Source organism: Xanthomonas sp. NCPPB 3583, from assembly GCF_041475715.2.
GTDB lineage: Bacteria > Pseudomonadota > Gammaproteobacteria > Xanthomonadales > Xanthomonadaceae > Xanthomonas > Xanthomonas euvesicatoria.
On record NZ_CM191263.1, the window covers coordinates 3,740,712 to 3,763,287 of the forward strand.

Sequence of the window (22,576 nt, forward strand, 5' to 3'; positions counted from 1 at the left end):
GGCATCACTCGATAAGAAGCGAGTCGCCCGCACTGCCCGGCAGGGCGCCGACAACCTCAGGCGCGTACGGGGCCTTGCTGCGTGGACGCCCGCACAGGGGCCACCTTATGCGCCCAATGGTGGTCCACGTGCGCCGAGTGCGGCCCATCGAAAGACCGAGCGTGCGCTTGCCTGGGTAAACACCGGAGCCGGCGTCGGCCGCAGTTGCAGCAGGCACAGCAACGCCACGATGAGCAATGGCAGCAAGCGTGCGGCCAGGACGCAGTAATCGCAGGCTTCGCCATGCGTCGCTGCATCATGGGTGCCGGCGTGCGGCATGTTCACTACGGCGCCGGAGTGCGCGTCCGCAGCCAGACCGGGCGGCTGGGTTCGATGACCGGCATGCAGCGCGCGCTCTGCAGACAGTGCCGCAGCACCCATGCACATCGGCTCGATCGGCTGCGCCTGGCTCCAGCGGCTGATCAGCGGAGCGACCAGCATCAGCACCACCGCCAGACAGGCAAGCAGGGGCAACAACCGGTGGCGACGGGACAAGCGCAGCATGCCTCGAAGTGTAAGCCGCCACGCAGGCCGGGGCGATGGTCGCGGCCGATGCGCGACCGCATGTCGCACCTGGCTGTCCCGGTCATCCCCGGATGACCCGCGCCCAAGCATGCGCCGGAGCCGGCGCGCCAGAACCGGATGGGCCTGCCGCTTCAGCCCCAGGCCCGTTTACCGCATGCCGGCCCCGTCCACGCGCCGCCGTCCTGGTCGGCAGTCACACTTTCGTCCCGCCTCTGTGACCGCAAGCACACGATCGGCCTTGGCATGCCCTATGCTTGCCGCTTCCACCCTGTAGCCGCGCGCATGAGTACCGTCCTGTCCGATCGAGCGGCCGAACCGCTTCCCTGCGCACCCAAGCCCCCCAGCGAAGCATTGCGTCTGCAGGCGCTGCGCAGCTACGGCATTCTCGACACCCCGCGCGAAGCGGCCTTCGATGACATCACCCGGCTTGCCTCGATCATTTGCCAGACGCCGATCGCACTGATCAGCCTGGTCGATGCGGACCGCCAGTGGTTCAAGAGTGAGCTCGGGATGGGCGAGCGCGAAACCCCGCTGTTCAAGTCGATGTGCGCGCATGCGCTGCTCGAGAACGATGTGCTGGTGGTGCCCGACACGCGCCATGACATCCGCTTCGCGCGCAACCCGCTGGTCACCGGCGAGGCGCCGCTGCATTTCTATGCAGGTGCCTTGTTGAAGACACCCGACGGCCTGCCGCTAGGCACGGTGTGCGTGCTCGACCGGCAGCCGCGCCAACTCACCGAGGAGCAGGTGGAAGCCCTGCGCGCATTGGCACGCCAGACCATGGCGCAGCTGGAATTGCGCCGCGCACTGGCAATCGCCGAGGAATCCGATCGCTACCGCAGCCGCCTGATGGCCATCGCCGGGCACGATCTGAAGACCCCATTGCGCACTGCCGCCTACGCCATCGACAAGATGCGCCGGCACGCCGACGTCGACGCCGTTCCCAACCTGGTCACCGCGCGCGATGCGATCAGCCTGGTGGGCCGCAGCCTGGACGAGCTGGCCACGCTGGCGGCCGCGAGCAAGGCCGCCATGCCGGACCTGCAGCCACTGCAGCTGGAAGACGTGCTGCATTCGATCCTCGGCGTGTGGCGTCAACCGGCCATCGACAAGTACCTGGCCCTTCGCTATGTGCACACCTCGCTGCGCGTGCGCAGCCACCCCACACTGCTGACCACCTTGATCGGCAACCTGGTCGGCAATGCCATCAAGTACACCGAGCGTGGCCGCGTGCTGGTCGGCACCCGCCGCCGCCCCGGTTTTGCGGAAGTGGAGATCATCGACAGCGGCATCGGCTTGAACATGGACCAACCCGAGCAGGTCTTCCAGGCGTTTCGCCAGGCCGACCCGCGCAGCGACGGTTTGGGCATCGGCCTGTGGATCGTGCATCGCACTGCCGAGACGTTGGGCTGTGAAGTGGACGTCCGGCCGCGGCCGCAGGGCGGGACCTGTTTTTCGGTGCGGATTCCGTTGGCCTAAAAATGTGTGGCCCGCTGCGTATTCGGGCTGCGCGGCAAACGCCTGGGTCTCACCTAGTGGGGCACCGGTCTGTGGCCAGACCTCAACGCGCGAACCCTCCATCCCGTCGGCCCGACGTTGCAGCTGCCCGCGCCACGCCAAGTCGCGCCTCGGTGGCGACCGCTCAGACCCGGCAACTCGCCGCAGGTGTCAGAATCCAGCACCGGCTCCGATCGCGCACTGCCTGCCGTGCATGGGCAGGACTTGGCGCTGTTCCATCTTCAACCGATGCTCGCTGCGGAAATAAAAAAGGCGGACCCGGGCTCCCGACCCGGGTCCGCCGCCAAGCACGCCAGGCCTCTCCCCAGGGACCCGGATGCGCCAGCCGCTCTGTGCACAGCCTCGCGCAACAGTGATGCGACAGCGCTAGCAACCCTTCGACGACACCGCGAAACACACCGGCAATGCGATCACCTGCATCGCCAGCTCTGCGCCGTCCACCCCTAGACGTTCGAGAGTGTCGCGTCATGGTTGCTATAAGGGTTTTCGACAACGCAGCGCGCAACTTGATGCGCCCGGTCGACGCCGACTGCATCGCCCTGACACGGGTAGGGAAAATCACCCACAGCACGCATGGCAGCGCTGCCGGGCAGGCACGCATCCCATTGATCCTGCGGATATTTTTTTGCGGCGATTGCGCTGCAGTGCAGCACCAAGGTCATCGCGAACGCACCGATCACACGGCCAAGCCGCCACCGTTTGGAAGGGGCATGCACGCACGTCCACTCCGGCTCCCTCCCGTGCGCCGTCCACATCGCCTGACCACTGCCCGGTGGGCTGTGCTAGCCGCCCATATCCCGGCCTCAGACGTCGGACGCATCCGCATCCTGGCGCGCGAACCACTCGGCCGAATGCACATCCTCGGCCGCAACGTCCAGCGCCTTGCGCAGCACTTCCAGCGGGATCTGCACGCGCGTGCTGCCCGCCTGCACCGCCACCCATAACGCTTCGTCGCGCGGGTCGGCCAGCACCGTCAGCACCTCATGTTCGCGGCCGGCGATGCTGGCCGACAGCTGCAGCGACATGCCGCCGTCCGGCTCGGGCGACCACAGCCTGCTCAGTGCGGGGCGCAAGGGCTCGGTCATCGTGCCGCTCAACTGGTGATGGTCTGGGTCAACGATTCCCAGGTCGGCGGCAACGGCCAGTTGGGCGCCTGATTGCCGTCCAGCACGCGGCGTAGGTCGCGCTTGTCGATTTGCGGCGCGAGCACATGCACCAGGTCCAGCGCGTAGTCGCGCAGCACGCGGTCGCGCGGCAGCACCGCCCAGGCGATGCACTCGGCGATCGGCGCCGGCGCCGGCCAGGCGCGCAGGTCCTCGTCGAAGGCATTGACCGCCATTTCCGCGACCAATCCCACGCCAAGCCCTGCGCGCACATAGGTCTTGATCAGGTCGGCATCCAGCGCGGTCAGCGCGATACTCGGCTCCAGCCCCACCTGCGCAAACGCGCGCTGCAGCGAAGAGCCCGGCCGAGTGGAGGATTCGTAGCTGATCAGCGGATGCTCGGCCAGCGCCTGCATGTCCGGTGCCGTGCGCGGGTGATCCAGTGCATGCCCCCGCGGCACCACCACCAGCCGCCGCCAGCGGTACAGCGGCACTGCGATGCCGGCGCTCGGCTCGCCACCGGCGGTGCTGACCACCGCGATGTCCGCATCGCCCTGGCTCAGCAGATCCAGGGCCGCACTTTCGGCGGCCTGCTGCAGATGCACGCTCACTTGCGGGTAGGCATTCTTGATCTGCGCCACCGCCGGCGGCAGCACGAAGCGCGCCTGGGTATGGGTGGTGGTCAGGGTCAGCTGGCCCTGGCTTTCGCGGCGCTGGTTGGCCGCATAGGTGCGGATGTTGTTGGCCTCCGACAGCACCGCGCGCGCGCGCTCGATCACTTCCACACCGGCCGGCGTCACTGCGTCCAGGCTACGTCCCTTGCGCACGAACAGCAGAAAGCCCAGTTCGTCCTCCAGCTGCTTGAGCTGCTTGGACAGGCCGGGCTGGGTCGCGTGCACCCGCGCGGCGGCCAGGGTGATGTTCAGCTCGGCATCGGCAATGGCCACCAGATAGCGAAGTTGGGTCAGCGTCATGGCTTATATCCAAAAAAGCGCGAGGCGCTACAAGGACTTCGACTGTAGAGGAGTTCTGCGGGCCAGCTTATAACCGAACGCTATTTTTAGGATGGATGAAGTCATTTCCGACGGCTATAAGCCGGCGTTACGGTCTGGCCCTCCCTCAAGGATGCTGCCGAACCGTGACTCCTGCGTTCCCGCTGCTTGCCGACCTGCGTGGCCGTGCCGTCCTGGTGGTCGGCGGCGGTGCCGATGCCGAACGCGCCACTGCCCAGCTGCTGCAGGCCGGTGCGCTGCCGCTGGTGGGCGCGCCCGAGCTCACGGCGCAGCTGCGGCACTGGGCGCAGGCCGGGCAGCTGCGCTGGTTGGCCGGTCGGTTCGACCCGGCATGGCTGGCGCAACCCGACCAACCGCTGTGGCTCACCATCGCCGCCAGCGAATCGGAAGCGCTCAACGACGCCCTGCGCCATGCGGCCAGCGCCCGCCGGCTGCTGACCCACATCGCGACGCCTGCGGCGTCCGCAACGGCTCCTGCGCGCTCCCCCGCACCGCGCAGCCCGATCGGCACGCTGGCACCCGGCAACGTGAGCCTGGTCGGCGCCGGCCCCGGCGATCCCGGCCTGCTCACCCGGCATGCGCTGCGCGCACTGCGTCAGGCCGAGGTGGTGCTGCACGACCGCCTGGTCAGCCCGCAGATCCTGCGCCTGGCTCGGCATGGCGCGCACCTCATCGAGGTGGGCAAGTCGGCGCAAGGCCATAGCACCCGGCAGGAACAGATCCACGCCCTGATGCTGGACCACGCCCGCGCCGGTCGCCGTGTGGTGCGGCTGAAGGGCGGCGACCCGTTCGTGTTCGGCCGCGGCGGCGAAGAGCTGGAATTCCTGCGCGCGCACGGCATCGGCTTTCAGGTGATTCCCGGCATCACCGCCGCCATCGCCTGCGCTGCGTATGCCGGCATCCCGCTCACCCACCGCGACCACGCGCAATCGCTGCGCCTGATCACCGCGCACTGCAAGGATTCGCTGGACACGCTGGACTGGCAGGCGCTCGGCCAGGAGCGGCAGACGCTGGCCTTCTACATGGGCGTGGCCGGCCTGGACGCCATCCAGCAGCGCCTGCTGCAGGCCGGGCGCGCAGCCTCCACCCCGTTTGCGCTGGTCGAAAACGGCTCGCGCCCGCAGCAACGCATAATCACCGGTACGCTCGCCAGCCTGGCCGCCAGCGCCCGGCAGCATGCCGTGGCCGCCCCGGCGCTGCTGATCCTGGGCGAGGTGGCGACGCTGGCGCAGACGCTGCACTGGTTCGGCAGCGCGCCGCTGAGCGCCTTGCCGCCGTACTCACCCGGCGCAACGCCCCACACGCCCACACTGGCCCACGCAGCCTGATCCCGACGGAGACCCCATGGCCCTGTACGACAACATTCTCGACACCATCGGCCGCACCCCGGTGGTCAAGCTCCAACGCCTCGCCCCGGACAACGTGACCTTGTACGTCAAGGTCGAATCGTTCAATCCCGGCGGCTCGGTCAAGGACCGGCTGGCGCTGGCGATCATCCTCGACGCCGAACAACGCGGCCTGCTCAAGCCCGGCGACACCATCGTCGAAGCCACCTCCGGCAACACCGGCGTGGCACTGGCGATGGTGGCCGCAGCGCGCGGCTACAAATTCGTCGCCACCATGGTGGAAACCTTCTCCATCGAACGCCGCAAGCTGATGCGTGCCTACGGCGCGAAGGTCATCCTGACCCCGGCTGCCGAGCGCGGCAGCGGCATGGTGCGTAAAGCCAAGGAACTGGCCGAACAGCACGGCTGGTTCCTGGCCAGCCAGTTCGCCAATCCGGCCAACCCGGCCTACCACCGCAACACCACCGCTGCCGAAATCCTGCGTGACTTCGCCGGCCACCGGCTGGACCATTTCGTCACCGGCTGGGGCACCGGCGGCACCCTCACCGGCGTGGGCGAGGTCCTGCGCGTTGCGCGACCGGAAGTGCGCATCACCGCCTCGGAGCCGGCTGGCGCCGCCCTGCTGCAAGGCCAGGACTGGAAGCCGCACAAGATCCAGGGCTGGACGCCGGACTTCGTGCCCGAGGTGCTCAACCGCGAGGCCGCCCACCAGGTTCTGAGCGTGGAAGACACCGACGCCATCACCGTCGCGCGGCGCCTGGCCGCCGAAGAAGGCATCTTCACCGGCATCTCCGGCGGTGCCACCGTCGCCACCGCGCTGCGCGTGGCAGAAGGCGCCGCATCTGGCGCCGTCATCCTGGCGATGCTGCCGGACACCGGCGAACGCTACTTCTCGACCCCGCTCTTTGCCGACATCAACGAAGGCTCCGACGACGACTGGCTGGCCGGACTGCCCTGATCGGGCGCAGTCGATGACCAGGCCCGAAGCCGCGCAATGCGCGGCTTTTTTTGGCCCCGGCCGAACAGTGCACTTGCGCCGAAAGACGCGGCGTCGCGGCGGCCACGTCGTGCCCACGATCCGTGACCGCCCCGAGGTGAAGGCGCACGCGGTATTGCCGAGACCAGGCGTGACACGTGCCCGGCACGCCTCGCGCTGGGCGCAGCATCCGCCCGGTTTTCCGGATGTCGGGACGCCCGCACTCCCGTCCATGTCAAGGAAACGTTAGGATGGCGGCCGTAATGTAGGGAGAGATGTGTGAGCAACCAGCCGTATGGACACAGCGAGACCCGTGCCGCACGGGCGCCATGGCTGGTAAAAATGACCTCCCCGGTCCACTTTGCGCTCGCCCTGGGGCTGGGCGCGTGGTTGCAAGAGGCGCTGGACCTGCCTCTCCCTCCTCCCGCGCCGCTGGCCTGGATCGAATTGGCTGGCGGCGGCATCGCCTGTCTCGGCCTGGGGTTGGCGGTGAGCTGCTTCGTGCTGTTTGCGCGTCGGCGCACCACCATCATGCCCAGCGGCCATCCCTCGCGCCTGGTGCTGGACGGCCCGTATCGCGTCACCCGCAACCCGATGTACCTGGCCTTGGTGCTGAGCTACGTCGGCCTGTGCCTGCAACTCGGCTTGCTGTGGGCGGTTGTGTTGGTGCCGCTGCCGTGGCTTGCGCTGCAGCGCTATGTCATTCCGTTCGAAGAGGCGCGGCTGCGCGCCGAATTCGGCCGCCACTACAACGACTACTGCGCGCGTGTCCGCCGCTGGTTGTAGACCCGACATGCATCGCCTCGTGCGTTGCGAAGGTTGTCGCCGATCGCTCCGAGGCAGCGCCCAGATGTCGCGGGGCGGCATACATTCCACCCCGTCGGACAGTCGCAGCAGATGAGATGAATGGCCGATAGCGTGCGGATTCCGCAGCGTGCTCCCCATCACGCGCCCATCATGCAATTCGCATAATTATCGCGCTATGAGAATCGAAGTCTGGCAAGGCGACATCACCGAACTCGACGTTGACGTCATCGTCAACGCCGCCAATGAATCACTGCTCGGCGGTGGTGGCGTCGATGGCGCCATCCACCGTGCCGCCGGCCCGCGCTTGCTGGAAGCCTGCGAAGCGTTGCCGCAGGTGCGCCCGGGCGTGCGTTGCCCCACCGGCGAAATCCGCATCACCGACGGTTTCAATTTGAAGGCACGCCACGTCTTTCATACCGTCGGCCCGGTGTGGCGCGACGGCAAGCACAACGAACCCGAACAGCTGGCCAACTGCTATTGGCAATCGCTGAAACTCGCCGAACAGATGATGCTGCACTCGATCGCGTTCCCGGCGATCAGCTGCGGTATTTACGGCTATCCGCTGTATCAGGCAGCGCGCATCGCCGTGACCGAAACGCGCGATTGGCAGCGCTCGCACAAGGTGCCCAAGCACATCGTCCTGGTGGCCTACAACGAGGCGACCTACAAGGCCTACCAGCAGGCGTTGGCCACGCAGGAAACTGCGGCGGCCTGAGATTGGATTGACGTTGGCGGCCTGCCGCATCGACCGGCTGGACTGCGCAAGCCATTGAGCGATTCTGATTAAGCAAAGGGCGCCGAAAGGCGCCCTTTGCGTTTTTTGGCGCGGCATCAAAGCGCACCTGTGGATGCGCAAACAAAAAACGCCGGCATCGCTGCCGGCGTGTTTGTTTCATCGATGCGGCGGCCTTGCAGCCGCCATCAATCGATCAACCCTTCCACTTACCCAGCGCGGCCAGGCCGTTTTCCTTGGCGCGCTCGTAGATGACCTGCTGCGCCTTGGCGAAGTTGCCGGTCATGTCTTTGGCCCACAGCTTCAGCGCGGCCTGCTGCATGGCGCGGCCGTAGGAGAAGCTCAACGGCCAGGGCAGATTGCCGAGCTGGTGCATTTCGTTGAGGTGGGCGGTGGACTGCTCGTCGGTCTGGCCGCCGGACAGGAACACGATGCCCGGCAGGATCGCCGGCACGGTGGACTTCAGGCACATCACGGTGGACTCGGCTACCTCTTCGATGCTGGCCTGCTCTTCGCAGCTCTTGCCGGAGATGACCATCGACGCCTTCAGGATGGTGCCTTCCAGCACGACATTCTGCTCATACAGCGCGCCGAACAGCGAGCGCAGCGTGGCTTCGGTGACTTCGTAGCAGGTTTCGATGTCGTGGCTGCCGTCCATGATCACTTCCGGCTCGACCATCGGCACCAGGCCTTGTTCCTGGCACAGCGCTGCGTAGCGCGCCAACGCATGCGAGTTGGCCTCGATGCAGGTGCCGGACGGAATGTCTTCGCCGATGTTGATGACCGCACGCCACTTGGCGAAGCGCGCACCCAGCGTGTAGTACTCCTCCAGCCGTGCACGCAGGCCGTCCAGGCCTTCGGTGACCAGTTCGCCCGGCATGCCAGCCAGCGGCTGCGCGCCCTTGTCGACCTTGATGCCCGGGATGATGCCGTGGGCGGTCATGTACTCGGCGAACGGCACGCCATCCTTGGTCTTCTGACGGATGGTCTCGTCGAACAGGATGGCGCCGGAGATGTAGTCGCTCAGCTTGGGCGTGGTCAGCAACAGTTCGCGGTAGGCGCGACGGTTCTCTTCGATGTTCTCGATGCCGACGCTGGCAAAACGCTTGGCGATCGTACTGGTCGATTCGTCGATGGCGATGATGCCCTTACCCGGGGCGACCATCGCCTGGGCGGTTTCGGCAAGCTGTTCGATGCTCATGTAGTTCCTGTGGCAGCTGCGGGGGAGAACGAAAGTATAGCGACGAAAGTCGTACACATTCCTTCACGGAATGCCTGCAACCGATTACACGTGATCTGCGTGACAGGATGTGTGGTGATGCTCGCATCGCGGGAATCGGGAATCGGGAATCGGGAATCGGGAAAGCTGAGCATGGTGCGCGGCGCGGCGCTTGCGGTGCCGTGATGCATGGCTGCAATGACTGCGCTGGCGCGTTGATATGGAGCCATGCGTGAGTCAGCCGGCATTTTTGAGGGTTGGCCGCGTCGCTGCTTCGTCCGTCGCAATAGCGCTGCGCCTGCGGCGTACGTTACATCGTAGACAGCGTCTTGTTCCGCCATGACCAGCACCGTTGCGGCAGCGCGCGTGCGATGTGGTGGGGACCGGGTACCTGCCGGATCCGGCCGTTGACCAACGATCCGGCCACGACCGGGTGCGCGTCCAGCGGCCAGGTCGCCACACAGCACGACGGCGGCCCTGGGGCCGCCGTCGTGTGTCGCCTCTGTTCCGGCTCAGGTCATGCGCCGGATGCAGTCCACAGGCGTTAGAGCTCGCCCAGCCCGGTGGCGCGACCGTCTTCGCCCACTTCCAGCAAACGCAGCGTATTGGTGGCGCCGTGGGTTTCCATGTGCTCGCCACTGGTGAACACCACGCGGTCGCCAGGCCCCATGCGCTCGTTCTCCACCAGCAGACGGATCGCCGCACGTGCGGCTTCGCGCGGGGTCAGGCCGCGGCTGTCGAAGCTGATCGGGAACACGCCACGCATCATGGCCATCTGGCGGCGCGCGCCATCATGACGGGTGAAGGCGTAGATCGGCATATTGGAGCGGAAGCGCGACAGGAAGCGCGGCGTGCCGCCGGATTCGGTCAACGCCACCACGCCGCCCAGGCCGATGTGCTCGGACAGGAACATGGTTGCCATCGCAATCGCCTGGTCGGCGCGCTGCAGATTGCGTTGCGCCGCTTCGAAGTCGGTGTCGAATTCGAACTGGTGTTCGGCTCCCAGGCAGATGCGCGCCATCGCTTCCACCGCACGCACCGGATAAGCGCCGGCGGCGGTCTCGGCCGAGAGCATCACCGCATCGGTACCGTCGATGACCGCGTTGGCCACGTCCAGCACTTCGGCGCGGGTGGGGATCGGGCTTTCGACCATCGACTGCAGCATCTGCGTGGCAGTGATCACCACCTTGTTCTGCGCCAGCGATTCGCGAATGATCTTCTTCTGCAGGCCGGGCAATTCAGCGTCACCGATCTCAACGCCCAGGTCGCCACGCGCCACCATCACCACATCGGAGGCTTCGACGATCTCGACCAGGTTTTCGATCGCCTCGGTGCGCTCGATCTTGGACACCAGTTGCGCATCGCAGCCGTGCTGCTGGGCGATCTGACGCGCGTCGTGCATGTCCTGCGCATTGCGACAGAACGACACCGCAATGAAGTCCACGCCGATCTTGGCCACGATGCCGATCAGTTCCTTGTCGCGCTCGGTCAATGCGCCCAGCGACAGACCACCGCCCTGCTTGTTGAGGCCCTTGCGGTCGGACAGCACACCATCGTTCAACACCTTGGTGACGATGCGCTCGCCCTGCACATCGGTCACCTGCAACTGCATCAGGCCATCGTCGAGCAGCAGCACGTCGCCGGCGGTCACGTCCTGCGGCAGCCCCAGATAGCTGACGCCAACCTGCGTCTGGTCGCCAGCCGGCGCGTTGGCATCGGCCACCAGGTCGAAGCGATCGCCCATGGTCAGTTTGATCTTGCCTTCGGCAAACCGTTCGATACGGATCTTCGGGCCCGGCAAGTCGGCCAGGATGCCGACCTCGGCACCGACGCGGGCCGCAGCGGCACGTACTTCGGCGGCGCGCTTGGCCTGGCCGGAGGGGTCGCCATGGCTGAAGTTCAGGCGCACCACGTTGACGCCCGCCTTGAACAGCGTATCCAGCACACCGGGCGCATCCGTTGCCGGTCCGAGGGTGGCGAGGATCTTGGTGCGGCGTTGACGTTCTTTCATGATGGCCTCCCTGTAAAAGCCGCGAAACTTAACACACACGTCACGTACCGAGGATGGCATTGCGGCATAGCCTTCCTCCGATTCCGGCATGTCTTATAGACAGTGCGGGACAGTACGTACGCCTGCGCCCGCGCTGCCATGAGCAATGCGAACGGTCGCCACCCTAACCCGGCGACGGTGAAGAGTGTTCTGCGCGCTGCGAACCGCAACTGCAGGCGCGGCGACCAAGCGAACGCAACGGCCGACGCGCACTGTCCATCACTGAAGCAACGCCGCCAGTTCAGCCGGCGTGCGTGCCAGCGCACCGGCACCGGCGGCGCGCAATTCGCCCTCGTCGCCGAAGCCCCACAACACGCCAATGCTGTGGATGCCGTGGTGATTGGCGCCATCGATATCCATGCGCCGGTCACCGATCATCACGCAGCCGGCCTTGTCGATCTGCAAACGGCGCAGCGCTTCGGCAATGAGGTCCGGCTTGAAGCGACGTTCGCCGTCTTCGCTGGCACCGATCACCTCCTCGAAGCACGCACCGAAGGGCAGATGCTCGACGATGCGCCGCGCGTAGCGCTCATTCTTCGAGGTCACCACGGCCAGACGATGACCGGCGCGCTGCAGGCCGGTGACAACCTCGCCGATGCCGTCGAACACGCTGAGTTCGGTCCAGCCTACCGCGTCGTAGCGTGCGCGGTAGAGCCCGAGCGCGCGCTGCACCAACTCCGGATCGTCCGGAAAACACTCGGTGAAGCTGTCGCGCAACGGCGGGCCGATCCAGGCGCGCAAGGTCTGCGCCGACGGACGCGGCTGGCCGAGTTCGTCGAAGGCGTGCACGATGCTGGCAACGATGCCTGGCTCCGAATCGACCAGCGTGCCGTCCAGATCGAAAAACAGCGTGGCTGCACTCACTGACCGCGGGCCTGGAGTGCGGCCACCGCTGGCAAGGTCTTGCCTTCCAGAAACTCCAGGAACGCACCGCCACCCGTGGAAATGTAGGTGACGTCCTTGGCGATGTCGTACTTGTCCACGGCGGCCAGGGTGTCGCCACCGCCCGCGATCGAGAACGCCTTGGAACCGGCGATCGCGCGCGCCAGCGTTTCGGTGCCGTGGCTGAAGGACTCGAATTCGAAGACGCCCACCGGCCCGTTCCACACCACGGTACCGGCACTGGCGATCAGCTCGGCGTAGCGCTGCGCGGTGTGCGGGCCGATATCCAGGATCAGATCGTCCGCGTCGACCGCGTCCAGCGACTTCACGCTGGCCTGCGCATCGGGCAGGAACTGCTTGGCAACGACCACATCGGTGGGCAGCGGAATCTCGGCGCCACGCGCCTTGGCATCGGCCACGATCTGGTTGGCGGTCGGGATCAAGTCCGGCTCGTTCAACGACTTGCCCACGGCATGCCCGGCCGCGGCGATGAAGGTGTTGGCGATGCCGCCGCCGACGATCAGTTGGTCGACCTTGTTGACCAGGTTGGATAGCAACTCCAACTTGGTCGAGACCTTGCTGCCGGCGACGATCGCTAGCAGGGGCTTGGCCGGGTTGTCCAGCGCCTTGGCCAGGGCGTCGAGTTCGGCCATCAACAGCGGGCCGCCTGCGGCGACCGGCGCGAAGCGGATCACGCCATGCGTGGAGGCCTGCGCACGGTGCGCGGTGCCGAAGGCATCCATCACGAACACGTCGCACAACGCGGCGTACTTGCGCGCCAGCGTCTCATCGTCCTTGCCCTCGCCGACATTCATGCGGCAGTTTTCCAGCAGCACCACCTGGCCCGGCGCGACGTCCACGCCGTCGACCCAGTCGCGCACCAGCGGCACGTCCACGCCCAGCAACGCGGCCAGGCGCGTGGCCACCGGCGCCAGCGAATCTTCTTCGGTCCAGCTGCCTTCCTTGGGGCGGCCCAGGTGCGAGGTCACCATCACGGCCGCGCCTTTTTCCAGCGCCAGCTTGATGGTGGGCACCGAGGCGGTGATGCGCTGTTCGGAGGTGATCTGGCCGTTGTCGATCGGCACGTTGAGATCCTGGCGGATCAGCACGCGCTTGCCGGAGAGATCGAGGTCGGTCATGCGGACAATGGACATGGGCTCAGCTCGTTCGGTCTAGGGAGGGGGAATGGGGAATGGTCATGCAGACGCACCCAGCAGAGGCGCCGGTGCAAACATGTGAGCGCTTTGCCTTAGCGGCAACCGGCTGTGGATCGCCATCGCGCCTTCGTTGCGCCCGCATGTGGACCGCGCAGCGCCGGTTGCCCACCACGCGCCAGGCCGCCAGGACGGCTGGCAAGGCGCGGGATGCTTGGTCGAACACGACGGGCAATACGGCTGCCTTGGTCACGGGGGACGCCCATTGTCCGACCTTCGCGCCGCAGCGGCAAACCGCCATGCGAAGCGGGCGCGATCAGCCGTTGCGATTGGCCGATGCGCTACGCAACAGGCTCACCGCGAAACCGCCGACCAGCAAGGCGCCACCGACCAACAGACCCCACAGCAGCCAACGCTTCCAGTCGCGCGGCGCGGCGGCCGGTTGCAACGCGGCATCCCCCGCCAGCGGCTGTGCCTGCGCAGCCAGGCGGGCCTGCGCCGGCTGCCACCGTGCGCCGCGTTCGCGCCGCAGTGCCTGCAGCATTGCGCCCAGTGGTGCGTCGGTGCGCTGCGCACGCGCACTGCCGGCGACCAGCGCATATGGCGGCTGGCCCTGGGCGAGAAACATCAACCGCTCCGGTTGGTACCCGACGCGCAGCGTCGGCACGGCGGTGCTGCGCCCCTGGGCGGCGACCAACCGCCATTGGCGATCGCGCACGGGGGCAGTCAGCAGTTGCGGCGGCGACGCGGCTGCCGTGCCCTGGCCCAGTCGATACGCCAACCAGGGGCCGGCACGTTGCAGCCACGGCGCATCGTCGCTATCGCGACTTGCCACGATCCACTCGACCGCCTCGGCCTGACTGCCGCCGACATCCAATTGGCTGATCGGAAAGCGACCGGGCAAGGCATACACCAGCGCCGCATCTCTTGCGGTGCCTGGCAAGTCCAGCCACTGCGGCGGTGTGGACATGGCGACGCCATCCAGCTCCGCCTCGACCACGCGTAATGCCGGCAGCTCGCCCGATGCGGTAACCAGGCGCAAGTAACGCGCACCATCGTCCAGGGCGATACGACGCTGCTGCAGTCGCTGCGCCTGATTGTCCAGCGCCATGACCGTGGCGCTGGAGACGAGCACGCGCCAGTCGCGCAGATCGTCGCTGCCTTCCACACGCACCTGGGCCTGCACCGGCATGTCGCCCTCCCAATCCAGCACCAGCGCACGCGGGCGATCGCGCAGCGCGCTGGCATCGATCAGCCAGCTCACACCACGGCCCGCAGCGACAGCCCCGGTCGCAAAGCGACCTTCCAGGCGGCGCACCGCACCACTGGCGTCGCGCTCGGCAATCAACTGCAGGTCGCCGTTGGCCGGCGCGGCACCTGCCGGCAGCGCAAACAGGGGCAGGCGCTGATGGCGTACCGCAGCCGCCGGTGCTGCATCCATCGGCAGCCAGGCGGTGGGCAGCTCTTGTCCAAGCGCATCGATCACCGTGACATCGCGCAACGCCGCGTCGTGCGCGGTGCGATACACCGCCGCATCCAAGCTCACCTGATAGAGGCCGACATCCGCGCCGGTGACCTGCAGCGGCCACTGCTGGCGGTAGTCCTGCCGCACATCGGCGGCCTGCGCCAGCAGCGGCAACAGTATCAGCAGCAGTGCCCATCGCATCGTGTTCATGCCTGATCCTTTTCGACGCCGTTCTCTTGGACAGCATGACCTTCGGTCGCGACCGCACGCGGCGGCGCCGGCGCCAGATAGCCCACCACGGTGCACAACAGGCCATAGGCCATGAACGAGCCGATGCCGAGAAGATTGCCCAGATGCTGGCGGTCGACCAACACCAACTTCGCCAGGACCAGCCCCATCAGCAGCGCGCCGCCCAGCCACAGCCCGCGTTGACCACGACGCGAGCCGATCACCCAGCCCAGCACGCCGAGTACGCTCCAGACGATGGTGAGGCTGGTCTGGGACAAGGTGGCGCCGATCAGCGCCGAATCCCACGGCACACCGCCCCAGTGGTGCACGCTGTGCAAGGTGCTGCCGGTGATCAACGCCCAACCCAGCACACCCAGCGCGGTCACCCGCCAACGCTGCAGCACTGTCGGCGCAGCTGCCGACCAGGCCCAGCGCGCAAGCAAGGCCAGGACCGCCAATTGCGCCAGCTCGGCGGGATTGAGCAACGGCAACCATGGCAACGGGGCGGCGCTCACCGGATCCAGCAATGCGAGCAGCCAGCCGAGTCCCAGTACCGCGAACACGCAACTCAGCAACGCGTTGCGTGCAGGGTCGAAGCCGGTTCCCTGCGGCCAGGCCAGCCATGGCCAACGCAACAGCCCCAGCGTCGCCACCAACAACCACGGTGCCGCCAGCAAGGCGCAACGCCAGCCATTGGACAGCAAGAACGCGTCGGCCAGCCAGGCCGTGCCCAACGAGATGACCAACGGCCACAGCAGCCACCAGATGAACTGCGCCGCCATCGCGCCAGCGCCCTGCTGCGTGCGCAAGCACCACAGCGCACGCGCGCCCGCCACCGCAAACACACCCCATGCCAGCGCGCCCCAATGCGCGAATGGCTGGGTGTGCGCAGCGCCCTGCCACAGCGCCAATGGCGCCGCCAGCGCCAGACCAGACATCACCGTCCATACCAGCGCCGCTGCAGGACGGCGGCGATGCACTTCGGCCGCCAGCCATACACTGAGTGCGACCAAGCCCAGCAGCAGATCCGGCTCGCTGCGCAGATCGGCAAAACGCACGATCTCGTGCACGCCGCACAGCGTCCACCAGCCCAGTCCCCACAGATATGCCAGTAGCGCACGCCGCCGATGCCCGGCATCGCGCAGGAACCAGGCACTGGCCCAGCCGGCAAGCGCCAGCAGCACGGTACTCATGCAGGTTGCGTTGGCCACCGCGACCGCATCGTAGCGCCAGGCATCCACGCCGAACGCGACACCCACCGCCGCAAACACCTGCAGCGCGACACCGCTGACCTGCGAGACCCGCCGTTGTTGGCCAAGCCCCAGCCACAGCAACCCCACGCCTTCCAGCGCAAACACGCTCGCAGTGGCACGTGCCGACAGCGCCAGCGGTACGGCCAGGGTTGCGAACCCGACCGCCAGCATCGCGTGCGCCTGGCCCAGCACGCGCGTAGGCGCGCGGCGCAGCAGCCAGCTGCCCAGGCCCGCGTACAACGCTGCCACCGCCACCGCGCACAACGCCAATGGCAGCCGATCGCCCTCAAGCAGGCGCGCCTGCAACGCGAAGGCGACGAGCGGCGTTCCGAACAACAGGCTGCCATCGATGAGCCTGCCGGCACTGCCGTCGCCGCGGCGCGCATGCAGGACCGGAATCGCCACGTACATGGCGAAAAACAGCAACAGGAACGGCTCGGTCGTGGCGAATTTGGCCGGGGAGTACTGCAGCGCCCCCCACACGGTGCCGATGCCGAAGGTGAAAGCAAACCCCAGCAGGTTCAGCACGCGCCACGGGCGTGTCCATGCAATCGCCACGATGCCGGCGTTGAGTACGGCGTAGTACGAAAACAGCGCGACATGATTGCCGCTGCCGGTAGACAACCAGATCGGCGCAAGAAAACCCGCCAGCACGCCCAGCACCGCCAACGTGCGCGAATCCTGCAGCACCGCCAGCACGCACATGCCCGCGATCAGCACCACGCTGATGCCCAGCGCCGTTCCGGCATCGAGCAAGCCGTACAACTTGAAGGCCGCGAACACCGTCAACAACAAGCCGCCGATGGCGCCGCCCTGCAAGGCCAACGCAAAGCCCGGCCGCTGCGCGCGCTGCTTCCAACCGAAGATCAGACCGGCCAATGCCAGGACGCTGATGCCGGCCAAGCGCAGCTCGATCGGCATGCGCATCCAGCCCTGGTCGCTGGCGTACTTCAACAGCGACGCCACGCCGGCCAACAACACCAGCATGCCGACCTTGACCGGCACATTGCCCTGGGTGAACCAACGCTTCAAGGCGCTGGCCGCGCGCGCGATGGCGCTGGGCGCGGCCGGAGGCTGGGGTGGTTGCGATTGTGCGGATTGCGGTTGCGCCGGCTCGGCGCGCGTCGCCTGCGCTTGCGGGCTGGGACGTTCCGACCCCGCGATCGCACTGTGCGCCATCGCCTCTGCGGGTGCCTGCGCCGGCAACGGTGGCGGCACCGCCGAGGCAGACACGCCAACCGCGTCGTGGTCCGCGCCCGGCGCCTGCCAGCCAACGGCCTGACGCGCTGCATCGGAGGTGCGGTACCCAGGTAGATCGCCGTCGGCAATGGAGCCCGGACCAGTGCCGACAGCGGACGCCTCGCCCGGTCGTTCCCATGCCCTGCCCTGCGCGTCCGCGGGTGCTTGCGCTGGCGCATCCGCAGGCCCGGCACCACTGCGCTGCCACTGCGCAAGCCGCTGCTCCAGCGCCGCCACCCGTCTCCGCAGCCCAGCCATCCACACCAGCGCGATCACCACACCCACCGGCACGGCGAGCAGCACCAGGGCCACCAACACGATTATCGTTTCCAACGCAGCAATCCCCGAGCCGGCGTCCAGCCGAATGCGCGCACCATACAGCCTCGGGCTACGGCTGGGCAGCCAGCCTCTCGCTCAGACGACGGATGGAGCGTCGGCAAGCTGCAGTCGCACGCGTGCTTGCGTGGATGCTTCACACAAGAAAACGCCCGGAAAACCGGGCGCTTTGAACGATTATTCGCGGTAACCGCTGTCGTTCTTGTTATGGATGATCCAGATCAGGTTGCCGCCGGTCCCCATCGACTTGCCCGCGAACACCAGGCGTCCCTGGCCCTTGTAGGCCATTTCATAACGGTAGCGGTCGCCACCGAAGAAAAACGGGATAAATGCCTTGCCGGTCACGTAAGCACCCTGGTCGTCCGGCTGACCAATCAGGTCGGTGACCTGCTTCATCGGCATACCGATTTTCAACTGGGTGAACTTGCTGCCAGGCGCCGGCTTGCCGGTGATTTCGCCTTCGTAATCGTTGATGCCCTTGACGGTCTCGCCGTAGCCCGCCTCGACATCGGACGACTTGATCACCTCACCATCGGCATTCATCCAGGCCGGCGTCCCGGTCTGCTTTTTTGCAGCCCAGCTGGTCGACGGCACGGAACACGCAACTACCACGCTCAGCGCCAGGGCGCCTGCCAAAAACTTATTCATCACTCTTCTCTCGATCCATGGAGTTCCCCGATCCTTCGTACACGACACGGGAACGGCCGCCGTGCATGCAAATTAGCGCACGTGAGTCCAGCAAAGTCCACTTCCGGGCAGCCGCCGAAGGCGTCGCAGTGCAAGAAACGCAACATCCATCGCTTACAAATGAAAAAGCCCCGGCATGCCGGGGCCTGTTTCATCACTGCGCCAGACACTTACTTGGCGACAACCCGCACCATCTCCAGGCACTTGTTGGAGTAGCCCCACTCGTTGTCGTACCAGGACACCAGCTTGACGAAGGTGGAGTCCAGCGCGATGCCAGCGTCGGCGTCGAACACCGAGGTGCAGGTTTCGCCGCGGAAATCGGTGGCCACGACCTTGTCTTCGGTATACCCCAGCACACCCTTCAGTGCGCCTTCGCTCTGTGCCTTCACTTCGGCGCAGATTTCGGCGTAGGTGGCCGGCTTTTCCAGTTCGACAGTGAGGTCGACCACCGAGACGTCCGAGGTCGGCACGCGAAAGCTCATGCCGGTGAGCTTCTTGTTGAGCTCGGGGATCACCACGCCCACGGCCTTGGCCGCGCCGGTGGAGGACGGAATGATGTTCTCCAGGATGCCGCGACCACCGCGCCAATCCTTGTTGGACGGGCCGTCCACGGTCTTCTGCGTCGCAGTGGCCGCATGCACGGTGGTCATCAGGCCGCGCTTGATGCCCCACTTGTCGTTGATGACCTTGGCCAGCGGCGCCAGGCAGTTGGTGGTGCACGAGGCGTTGGAGATGATCGCTTCGCCCTTGTAGGTCTTGTCGTTGACGCCGTAGACGAACATCGGGGTGTCGTCCTTGGACGGCGCTGACAGGATCACTTTCTTGGCGCCTGCATCGATGTGCTTCTGAGCGGTTTCCTTGGTCAGGAACAGGCCGGTGGACTCGATCACCACGTCGGCGCCGACGGCATCCCACTTGAGGTTGGCCGGGTCGCGCTCCTGGGTCAGGCGGATCTTCTTGCCGTTGACGATCAGCGTATTGCCGTCGACCGAGACGTCGGCCTTGAAGCGGCCATGCACCGAGTCGTACTGCAGCATGTAGGCCAGGTAGTCGGGCTCGAGCAGGTCATTGATGGCCACGATCTCGATGTCATTGGCGAAGTTCTGCACCGCAGAGCGCAGCACGTTGCGTCCGATGCGACCGAATCCGTTGATGCCAACCTTGATTGCCATGTTCACTAGCTCCTGCGACCGCGACAGCGCGGCGGATGGAAAGGGGCTGTCATTCTAGCAGCGTCACTGTCGGCAGCCGTGTTGTTGTGGGCCGGGATTGGGAACGGGCATTCGGGATTGGTTGGCGGTTCGCCAGTGCTCTGTGCGTCGCCTGGTGAGCCACCGGGCCGCAACTGCGCTCGGTCCCTGCAGGAACGCGCGTGAGCGGCCGATCCGCGCGCCACGGCATCGATGACCGACGGCGTCCGGATGCACCCATGCCGGTCGCATCAAGCGACATGCATTGGGCACGATAAAACGGTCACACGCCCAAACATTTCAATCACTTAAGGAATAATCGGATACGCTGAAGAGCATATTCAATGCTATGCCGAACAGCAGAATTTCGGCACCCCGTGGATTTCGATACTGGCCCTGCCCGCTGAGGCACCCCCATCAATCACACGGAGATTTCCCATGCGTCGCACCCTCTTCTCTCTGGTTCTGGCTCTGGCTGCCACCCCGGCGCTGGCTGGCGGCGTGATGCATTACACCGACAAGGCCAAGCTGCCGGCCGGCGGCGAAGAACGCGAAGTCGCTGCGCTGTTCGACACGTGGAACGCGGCGCTGGCCACGGGCAACCCGCACAAGGTGGCAGACCTGTACGCACCGGACGGCGTGTTGCTGCCGACGGTCTCCAACGAAGTGCGCGCCTCGCGCGAGCAGATCGAAAACTACTTCGCGATGTTCCTGACCAAGAAGCCGCAGGGCGTGGTCAATTACCGCACCGTGCGCGTGCTCGATGACGACAGCGCCGTGGATGCCGGCGTGTACACCTTCACGCTGACCGACAAGCACGGCAACAAGAGCAACGTGCAGGCCCGCTACACCTTCGTCTACGAAAAGCGCGACGGCAAGTGGCTGATCATCAACCACCACAGCTCGGCGATGCCGGAAGTGGATGCACCCAAGGTCGCCAAGGTCAAGTAAGCGGTACATCGCACCGGCGATCGATCGCTGTCGACGCCACTGCGCACGCAACCGTCGGCGTCCCTCCCGCCGCCGACAGCTGTGCCAAGCGCATCGCACGATGCCACGCGTGCGATGCGCGCTGCGAGCCCCAGCAAGGCGCGCAACGCCGTGTTCCGCGCAGAGTGTGGCAACAGCCATTGCAGGCCCGCACACCTGGGCGCACGGCCAAATTGATCAGGATCAAGGCAGCGGCGACGCCAAGCGCGAAGACTTCCCACGTCCATTGCACCCCACGAGACTTCTCATGCGTATGCGCTCTACCCTTCTGTTCGCCGCTCTGGCCGCTTCTTGCGTCAGCCTCCCCGCACTGGCGCAATCCAAAGGCGACTGGACCGTTGCCGTCGGTGCCCACCAGGTCGCTCCCAAATCCGACAATGGCAGCCTGGTCGGCGGCACCCTCGACGTGGATGTGGGCAAAGACATCAAACCCACATTTACCGCCGAATATTTCGTCGCAGACAACCTGGGCATCGAGGTGCTGGCTGCGCTGCCGTTCGAGCACGATATCGCGCTGCGTGGACTGGGCCGCGTCGGCAGCACCAAGCACCTGCCGCCGGTGGTGTCGCTGCAGTACCACTTCAACAGCCAGGGCAAGGTGTCGCCCTTCTTCGGCGCGGGCATCAACTACACGCGCTTCTTCGACACCGATACCGGCGGCGCGCTGGCCGGCAGCACGCTGGAGCTGGACGATTCCTGGGGCCTGGCACTGCATGCAGGCGTGGACTACAAGCTCAGCGACCGCGGCGCGCTGCGCGTCAACCTGCGCTGGATCGATATCGATACCCGAGCGCGCCTGGACGGCAACCGTATCGGCACGGTCAATATCGACCCGCTGGTCTACGGCCTGGCCTACGTGCACCGGTTCTGATCCCCGCGGCGTGGGCGGCGCATCTCTGGCACACTTGCCGTCCAGGGACGTGCATCACCGCCGGAGTTGCGGACAGGTCGGTCACGTCGCCCGCCTGTCCGACCTACCGGGGATTCCATGAACACGCTGACTCGCACCGCCCTCGCCATCGCACTGGCCGCCTCGGCCGCACCCGCCCTTGCACAGTCGGCCGGTCATTGGACGACCGGTTACGGTGCCGGCTATGTCTCGCCCAAGTCCAATAGCGGCACCTTCGGCGGCACCCAGGCCGAGATCAAGGGCGCGCCGGCACTGTCGTTCACCTACGAATACTTCCTGCGCAACAACCTGGGTATCGAAGTGCATGCGGCAATTGCAGGCAAGCACGACCTCGAGCTGCAGGGCATCGGCAAGGTGGGCAGCTATTGGACGGTGCCACCGAGCGTGCTGCTGCAGTACCACATCAATGGCTACGGCACGGTGTCGCCGTTCGTGGGCATAGGCATCAACTACACCACGTTCCTGGGCGAAGACACCGAGCCGACGGTTACTAGCGGCGATCTGCGTTTCGACGATTCGGTCGGCGCCACTGCGCATGTCGGCGTGGACTTCATCTTCAACGACCGTAGCGGCCTGCGCGTGGATGCGCGCTGGACCGATTCGCGCAGCAACGTCGACCTCAACGGCGGGCGGCTGGGCAAGGCACGGATCGATCCGTTGACCTTCGGCGTGTCGTACCTGGTGTATTACTAAGAGCGCCTAGCAACACGACTGCGTTCATCGCCAGATGGGCGCGGCCAGCGCCCACTACGGCATGCCCCCACGCGGATGCTGCAGTTGCCGCTTGCGTGCAACTGTTTGCTCCATCCGGGCGCGCTCCAGGCACGTGCCGGCACCATGCTGAGGCGTGGCTGTCGCAGCTCCGGGAGGGCCATCAAACCGTCCCGGACCGATGCGTACAATCGCCGGATGA

General features: G+C 66.3%; 20 protein-coding genes. 8 read left to right on the forward strand and 12 right to left on the reverse strand.

The genetic code is table 11. The annotated features are described in order from the left end of the window. Nucleotides 1-105: 105 nt before the first annotated feature. Nucleotides 106-543 (reverse strand): DUF2946 family protein, encoded by a 438-nt coding sequence (locus ACCQ07_RS16160; protein WP_008574685.1) that lies wholly within the window; start codon nt 541-543, stop codon nt 106-108. Between the two features lie 303 nt (nt 544-846). Here ACCQ07_RS16160 and ACCQ07_RS16165 point away from each other — a divergent pair, with 303 nt between their 5' ends. Next, nucleotides 847-2,043, forward strand: coding sequence for a sensor histidine kinase (locus ACCQ07_RS16165; protein ID WP_031424111.1), 1,197 nt, complete (start codon nt 847-849; stop codon nt 2,041-2,043). A gap of 482 nt (nt 2,044-2,525) precedes the next feature. Here the strand turns inward: ACCQ07_RS16165 and ACCQ07_RS16170 are convergent, their stop codons facing one another. The 3 genes from ACCQ07_RS16170 to ACCQ07_RS16180 form a co-directional block, all read right to left on the reverse strand. After that, on the reverse strand, nt 2,526-2,798 hold the full coding sequence (locus ACCQ07_RS16170; protein ID WP_218496948.1) for a hypothetical protein: 273 nt from the start codon (nt 2,796-2,798) through the stop codon (nt 2,526-2,528). Nucleotides 2,799-2,885: 87 nt separating this feature from the next. Continuing rightward, nucleotides 2,886-3,167, reverse strand: coding sequence for a hypothetical protein (locus ACCQ07_RS16175; protein ID WP_008574682.1), 282 nt, complete (start codon nt 3,165-3,167; stop codon nt 2,886-2,888). A gap of 8 nt (nt 3,168-3,175) precedes the next feature. Continuing rightward, a complete protein-coding gene (locus ACCQ07_RS16180; RefSeq protein WP_008574681.1) occupies nt 3,176-4,159 on the reverse strand; it encodes a LysR family transcriptional regulator in 984 nt (327 codons plus the stop codon). A gap of 164 nt (nt 4,160-4,323) precedes the next feature. On the opposite strand from ACCQ07_RS16180, the gene cobA reads away from it, so the two are divergent. The 4 genes from cobA to ACCQ07_RS16200 all read left to right on the forward strand — a co-directional run bounded on the left by cobA (nt 4,324) and on the right by ACCQ07_RS16200 (nt 8,042). Continuing rightward, nucleotides 4,324-5,526, forward strand: coding sequence for a uroporphyrinogen-III C-methyltransferase (cobA, locus tag ACCQ07_RS16185; RefSeq protein ID WP_372164249.1), 1,203 nt, complete (start codon nt 4,324-4,326; stop codon nt 5,524-5,526). Between the two features lie 16 nt (nt 5,527-5,542). Continuing rightward, nucleotides 5,543-6,502 (forward strand): cysteine synthase A, encoded by a 960-nt coding sequence (gene cysK, locus ACCQ07_RS16190; RefSeq protein ID WP_011348421.1) that lies wholly within the window; start codon nt 5,543-5,545, stop codon nt 6,500-6,502. 297 nt (nt 6,503-6,799) lie between these two features. Beyond that, a complete protein-coding gene (locus tag ACCQ07_RS16195; RefSeq protein ID WP_065627662.1) occupies nt 6,800-7,306 on the forward strand; it encodes a methyltransferase family protein in 507 nt (168 codons plus the stop codon). Between the two features lie 196 nt (nt 7,307-7,502). Then, nucleotides 7,503-8,042 (forward strand): O-acetyl-ADP-ribose deacetylase, encoded by a 540-nt coding sequence (locus ACCQ07_RS16200; protein WP_008574675.1) that lies wholly within the window; start codon nt 7,503-7,505, stop codon nt 8,040-8,042. Between the two features lie 214 nt (nt 8,043-8,256). Here the strand turns inward: ACCQ07_RS16200 and ACCQ07_RS16205 are convergent, their stop codons facing one another. The 8 genes from ACCQ07_RS16205 to gap all read right to left on the reverse strand — a co-directional run bounded on the left by ACCQ07_RS16205 (nt 8,257) and on the right by gap (nt 19,745). After that, on the reverse strand, nt 8,257-9,261 hold the full coding sequence (locus ACCQ07_RS16205) for a class I fructose-bisphosphate aldolase (RefSeq protein ID WP_003487259.1): 1,005 nt from the start codon (nt 9,259-9,261) through the stop codon (nt 8,257-8,259). A 562-nt stretch (nt 9,262-9,823) separates the two neighbouring features. Further along, entirely contained in the window at nt 9,824-11,290 is a 1,467-nt protein-coding gene (gene pyk, locus ACCQ07_RS16210; RefSeq protein ID WP_011348424.1) for a pyruvate kinase, read from the reverse strand. A 258-nt stretch (nt 11,291-11,548) separates the two neighbouring features. Then, a complete protein-coding gene (locus ACCQ07_RS16215) occupies nt 11,549-12,193 on the reverse strand; it encodes an HAD family hydrolase (protein WP_008574673.1) in 645 nt (214 codons plus the stop codon). Next, nucleotides 12,190-13,365 carry a phosphoglycerate kinase gene (locus ACCQ07_RS16220; RefSeq protein ID WP_218502757.1) on the reverse strand — a complete coding sequence of 392 codons (1,176 nt, stop codon included), beginning with the start codon at nt 13,363-13,365 and terminating at the stop codon, nt 12,190-12,192. Before ACCQ07_RS16220 ends, ACCQ07_RS16215 begins: the two co-directional genes overlap by 4 nt. Nucleotides 13,366-13,681: 316 nt before the next feature. Further along, complete coding sequence (locus tag ACCQ07_RS16225; RefSeq protein ID WP_046932537.1) at nt 13,682-15,040, reverse strand: DUF3999 domain-containing protein; 1,359 nt, start codon at nt 15,038-15,040, stop codon at nt 13,682-13,684. Then, nucleotides 15,037-17,868, reverse strand: a complete 2,832-nt coding sequence (locus ACCQ07_RS16230) for a DUF2339 domain-containing protein (protein WP_372364156.1) — start codon at nt 17,866-17,868, stop codon at nt 15,037-15,039. The genes ACCQ07_RS16225 and ACCQ07_RS16230 overlap by 4 nt, the downstream gene beginning before the upstream one ends. Before the next feature lie 195 nt (nt 17,869-18,063). Then, entirely contained in the window at nt 18,064-18,534 is a 471-nt protein-coding gene (locus ACCQ07_RS16235; protein WP_008575072.1) for a hypothetical protein, read from the reverse strand. A 209-nt stretch (nt 18,535-18,743) separates the two neighbouring features. Then, nucleotides 18,744-19,745, reverse strand: a complete 1,002-nt coding sequence (gap, locus tag ACCQ07_RS16240; RefSeq protein ID WP_003490161.1) for a type I glyceraldehyde-3-phosphate dehydrogenase — start codon at nt 19,743-19,745, stop codon at nt 18,744-18,746. A 456-nt stretch (nt 19,746-20,201) separates the two neighbouring features. Here gap and ACCQ07_RS16245 point away from each other — a divergent pair, with 456 nt between their 5' ends. From ACCQ07_RS16245 to ACCQ07_RS16255, 3 genes are all read left to right on the forward strand, one after another. Continuing rightward, entirely contained in the window at nt 20,202-20,714 is a 513-nt protein-coding gene (locus tag ACCQ07_RS16245; RefSeq protein WP_014090936.1) for an SgcJ/EcaC family oxidoreductase, read from the forward strand. A gap of 286 nt (nt 20,715-21,000) precedes the next feature. Then, nucleotides 21,001-21,624 carry an OmpW/AlkL family protein gene (locus tag ACCQ07_RS16250; RefSeq protein WP_033479020.1) on the forward strand — a complete coding sequence of 208 codons (624 nt, stop codon included), beginning with the start codon at nt 21,001-21,003 and terminating at the stop codon, nt 21,622-21,624. A gap of 117 nt (nt 21,625-21,741) precedes the next feature. Continuing rightward, nucleotides 21,742-22,356: an OmpW/AlkL family protein gene (locus ACCQ07_RS16255; RefSeq protein WP_071118022.1), complete on the forward strand. Its 615-nt coding sequence runs from the start codon at nt 21,742-21,744 to the stop codon at nt 22,354-22,356. Nucleotides 22,357-22,576: the final 220 nt, after the last annotated feature.